Raw genomic sequence first — 5,407 nt, 5'->3', positions numbered from 1 at the left:
AACCGCTGTGAAGTTTAGTCTAACTACGTTTGCACTGGAGGAATCCCAAGCGAACGAACCAAGGGAAGCGTTTGGTGCACTGTCTCCAACTAGGGAAATCGTATCGAACACCGATCCACCATTATTGAATGTTCCAGTGAAGACATCCCAGTTACGATTCTGATTCCAGAAAGAGCTATCGAAGCCGTTGATGTCGAGTCTGGATGTTACACCGCTACCGATGGACAGACTAGTCAACCCGGTGACGGTATCGAAACCGGGAACCGTTCCGTTGAGTTGCCAAACAAAGGTCGACCCAGTGTTCATTGCCAAACCGTTTACTTGCTGAGTTCCGATTCCAGCAACACCCGGAGCATAACTACCTCCGTTTTGCACCGTCAGCAACCCACCAATCGACCCAACCCCATCGATGTTTCCAGCCGATGTGACCGCACCGCTGAATGAATTTCCTGCAACGCTTCCAAGCCGGACTGTACCATTGCCTGCACCCACGGTCACAGTGTTGGCAGTGACGCTCGAGTTGAACTCAACTAAGCCAGTCGCATTCGAATTGGTTACCGAAACGCCGTTCGCGGAGTTGATCCCGCCCGTAAAGACCATCGCTCCAGAACTAGACTTGTTGACCGTCAATGCTCCAGTGTTGTTGACCGGTCCGCCTACCGTGACTAGCCCGGTTCCAGAGTTGGATATCGTGCCAGCTGTCGAGGTAATCCCTGCGTAGTTGATCGCTCCAGCACCCGAATTCGTGACCGAATTGGAGGTCACGGTACCGCCGAAAGAAACCGCTCCTGTTGCGTCCGAATTACTAACAGCTAGACCGGTTGCCGAGTTGACAGGTCCATTGAATGCCACAGCTCCGGTGGATGACTTGTTGACGGTCAGAGTACCAGTATTGGTGACCGTTCCGCCTACTGTAACTAGCCCCGATCCAGAGTTTGATATTGTGCCAGCTGTCGACGTAATCCCTGCGTAGTTGATCGCTCCAACACCCGAATTTGTGACGGAGTTCGCACTCACCGTGTTGGTGAAGGAAACTTCGCCAGTCGCGTTTTGATTATCTACCACAACACCGCTTGTCGAGTTTACGGCTCCAGTAAAGCTCATCACGCCGGTGTTAGCCTTGGTGATGGTCAAGGGGTTTGCTGTACCATTGGTAACCGTTCCAGTCACGTCGACACTTCCTGTACCCGAGTTCGAGATCGAACTGGTGTTTGCAGCAACATAACTCTTGGCTCCAACCCCGGTGTTCGTGATGGTGTTGGCTGTTACTGTATTGGTGAAGGAAACACCACCCGTAGCGTTTTGATTATCCACAGCCAAACCATTGGTGGAGTTGATAGCTCCTGTGAAGTTCATCGCGCCTGTGTTCGATTTGGTGACAAGCAAAGGATTTGCCGTGCCATTGGTGACCGTTCCGGTTACATCCACTTGGCCTGTTCCCGAGTTCGAGATGGAACTGGTGTTCGCAGCAGCGAAGCTCTTGGCACCCACGCCAGTATTGATGATGGAATTCGCTGTCACCGTATTAGTGAAGGAGACACCACCAGTGGTGTTTTGATTGTCGACAGTTAAACCACTTGCCGAGTTAACGACTCCCGTGAAGCCAATTGCACCTGTGCTAGATTTGGTGATTAATAAAGGGGCTGCAGCACTGTTGGTAAGCGTTCCCGTTACATCGACTTGCCCTGCTCCTGAGTTCGAGATCGCGCCTGTGTTGGCCACTACAAAGCTTTTTGCTCCATCCCCAAGAATGTTTATCGAATTCGCTGTTACTGCTCCGTTGAAAAACACATTGCCATTGGAGCCGTTCACAGTCAACCCGCTAGGGGTGATGACTGCTCCCTGAAACGTAGTCGCCCCCGAACCACTGTTGACGACGTTTAGCACGCTCGTACCGTTGTTTGTGACGATGCTATTCGCAGGATTTGTCGCTCCAAAGGTAATGCTACCGGTCGACGAATTGGTTATTGTCCGAGTTCCTCCAGCTGTGGAAAGAAACGTCATTGGAACATTGATCGTGTGACTACCGGTAGAGGAATTGGTAATGAAAGGGTTCGAGTTGGCTGCTCCATTGCCTATCGTTATGCCGTTATTGGTATTTCCGTTTGTAAACGCATAATTCACTGCGGCATTAAACGTTATTGAGTTTGCTACTTCGTTTCCGTTTCCTATGAGAATATTGAGGCCGGCTGGATTGTTGACAGGGATACCGAACGTAACTGCGTTGGTGTTAGCAGGGAGTCCATTGTTCCAGTTTAAGGGATCGCTCCAGTAGTACCCTAACCCCAAAAAAGCGTTAGTCTCGCTGTCGCCCTGCCAACTTTGTGCCATGGACGATCCTGAGAATGCGAAACATGCCAACGTTGCATAAACTATCTTCCGGAACTTTCGATTCATTGCGGTGTCTCTTCTAGTGCAGATTGAAAAGGGATCTTGGATCCACAATAAACAGGTTTTACGTGGAATGCAACTTTTGCCAGAATTATTTTTCGAAAAGGTTTGGATGTTCGTAGACCGTACCACTATAATATTGAAAGTAGATTCCACCTTGCGAAGGTCACTATAATGGCCATCGGTGGCAGTTTGTAGTACCCTCGGATGATGGTTGCTCGTTTACAAATGATGGTTGCTCGTTTACAAAGAGGTAGAAAATGAGGTTGCGTGTTAAAGGCTTTACGCTGGTGGAACTCCTGGTTGTCATTGCTATTATAGGGATCCTGGTTGGATTGCTTTTACCAGCAGTTCAGGCTGCGCGGGAGGCTGCTCGAAGAATGCAATGTTCCAACAATTTGAAGCAATTCGGGCTTGCAGCACATAACCACGAAAGTGCGCTAAAGTACTTCCCTGCCGCATTGCATACCAAAGTTTTTCAAAGCCCCAATTTAGCAACATCGTCAGAAGCGAGTTTGCAAATCGCATTGTTGCCATATTTCGAGCAGAATGCAGCGTTCAATCTGTTCAACCTCGACTACAACGTTCAAACGAATGTGAAGATTCACATTTCCGTTCCGAATTGGGTAGCAACGCCAACTGATCCGACACCAAACGGTAGGGCTCAAGTTACGGAAGTTCCTAGTTTTCTTTGTCCTTCGGAATCTTCAAATGTTCGCATCAATAATTGGGGCCGTCTGAATTATCACGGATGCATGGGAGGGGCAAACCTGTTTGGGGGGACACCTATCGATGGAATCTTCGCGAAGGCTCGTCCGGCTAATGCAGTCATGCGTGGCCCAACGATGGGGGAAATTTCAGACGGTACTAGTAACACCGCCTTGTTTGCTGAAGTAATGCGCAGCACAAATGCAACGACTAACGATCATACTAGTGCACCCCTGATCACTACCGCATACACTACAGCATTGCAGCTTGTGGATGGACGAACCATAGCTCAATGTATGCCCGGTGGGGCTACTGGAAATGCAGCCAGGGAAACTGGGTTGAAATTTTTCCATTTTGTTCCTCACAACTCCACGTACACGCACACTCTTCCACCAAACTGGAATAGGAGAACTGGAGTTACTACGACCCAGAGATATAACTGTGGAACAACCGCAACTCTAGCCGGTTACCAGTATCAACAGCATATGTCTGCGTCCAGTTATCATACTGGCGGGGTAGTCATGGGGCGAGCTGACGGTTCTGTTCAGTTCCAATCGGATGCCGTTGACTTCGCAACATGGCAAGCGCTAGGTAGCCGATCCGGTGGTGAAGTCGTTAATATCGACAACTAATTTTGACCGAGCTTCCCTAGCTCAACAAAAGCTTTCGAGAAAAGGAACGCAATCGCGTTCCTTTTTTTTCGGCCACTGGCTTCCCGCCCTGACACGGAATCGAGCACCGGCCAAGAATTGTTGGCTAACGAGATATTGCACGATTCATCCGTTCACCGTGGCTTGGGTTCAACGGCCCAGTGGTTTAGGAACCGGGGCTAGCGCCCGTCGGCTTAGTGGTTATCAACAACAGATGCTTGCGACTGACCTTGACTGAAGATAACTTCAAGGATTTGACAAGCTGGAAGCTATCTCTACCTACTATTTGACAAGCTGAAGCTATCTCTAACTACTATTTGACAAGCTGGAAGCTTATCCCACATCCTATGCATACGCACCTACCGCCGGCACTCCGATTCGCACATGGACTCTTATGGGCCTGTCTGTCCATCGGCACACTAGTCTCCACATTCTCAACGGGCCGTTGTTTCTCCGCCGAGAAACCAGAGATTACGCGATTCACTCCGCCAAGTACGAAAGTGGGTGGCACCGAATCTGTCACGGGCGTTGGTAGCTTCAAAAGTTGGCCGGTTTCGATCTGGTCCAGCAGCCAAGACGTGCAATGGAAATGCCTTGAAAAAGCGGGCGAATTCGAAGTCACTGTCCGAGCCAATGCAAAGCCTGCCATCACGTGGGTTCGATTCTACAACGAGGCCGGCGCTACGCCCCCAAAACCGTTTCTCATCTCCAACAAGAAACCCTTTCGCGAATCGGAACCGAACGATCGAATCACGCAAGTCAAAGAAAGCGTTGCCCCCGATGCAGAAGTCTTTGGTGTGCTAGAAAAAAATGGCGATATCGATCACTATCGCCTAGATCTAAAGCAAGGAGAAACGATCTCCGCTATCGTCGATGCAACACGATATCTGAAGTCACCACTGGACGCTCATCTGCAGTTACTCGATAGTCGCGGGTTCGTCCTGCTCGAGAATCTAGATCACTACGGACTTGATCCTGCGATCGAATACAAAATCTCCAAAGATGGGCCATACTACCTTCGCGTCTTTGGCTTTCCCGAACAACCCGATAGCACCATTTCGTTTCGCGGCGGCGCTGAGTACATTTATCGACTTCGATGGAACGTCGGGCCATTGGAATTGGACACGCTACCGGTGGTTGACGAACATTGGATAGTACCATCGATACCAACTGTCCAAGCGACTTCCATCCAGGAGGCGACCGCCGTCACAACGTCCGAGCCTCAATTCGGGATTTTTCCCTCGGCAGCCCAAACACATTCCTTCAAACTACCTGCGGCCAACGGAAAGCTTCTTCATCTCCGTGTGTTGTCGCAGTCGATCGGTTCCGACCTGGATCCGACCCTAACCATTGTCGACAAAGACGGAAAACAGCAGTCTTTTCAGGACGACGCTGGAACCAATCGGGATCCGGATATTCGTTGGGTCGTTCCGAAGGAAGGAGAATATTGGGCCAACATCAATGACTTCCACAAACGTGGGAACAACGCGAGTCCCTATTGGTTCAAGCTCGATGTACTGGAACCTGGCATTGCTCCATCCATCACGAACGATCTACTCGATGCGAAGACCAGCAAAGAGTTTGATGTTAGCATCAAGATCGAAAGGCTGGCCAATTGGACCGGGGATCTGGAACTCATCACGACAGGCTTGCCAGAA

General features: G+C 50.1%; 3 protein-coding genes. 2 read left to right on the top strand and 1 reads right to left on the bottom strand.

Going from position 1 to position 5,407, the window contains the following annotated elements:
- On the bottom strand, positions 1–2,331 hold a 2,331-nt coding region (locus tag ACIQ2L_RS14630), incomplete at its 3' end, for a beta strand repeat-containing protein (protein WP_396160147.1).
- Positions 2,332–2,651: 320 nt separating this feature from the next.
- Between ACIQ2L_RS14630 and ACIQ2L_RS14625 the strand changes: the two genes are divergently transcribed.
- A complete protein-coding gene (locus ACIQ2L_RS14625) occupies positions 2,652–3,731 on the top strand; it encodes a DUF1559 domain-containing protein (RefSeq protein ID WP_396160145.1) in 1,080 nt (359 codons plus the stop codon).
- 518 nt (positions 3,732–4,249) lie between these two features.
- A partial coding sequence (locus ACIQ2L_RS14620; protein ID WP_396160143.1) for a PPC domain-containing protein occupies positions 4,250–5,407 on the top strand: 1,158 nt, incomplete at its 3' end.

Source organism: Flavobacterium sp., assembly GCF_044369455.1.
Classification (GTDB): domain Bacteria; phylum Bacteroidota; class Bacteroidia; order Flavobacteriales; family Flavobacteriaceae; genus Flavobacterium.
This window is presented reverse-complemented; position numbering and strand designations above follow the sequence as displayed.

Coding starts and splice junctions, on each gene's coding strand:
- ACIQ2L_RS14625 (WP_396160145.1), top strand. CDS start 2,652: ATGAGGTTGCGTGTTAAAGGCTTTACGCTGGTGGAACTCCTGGTTGTC.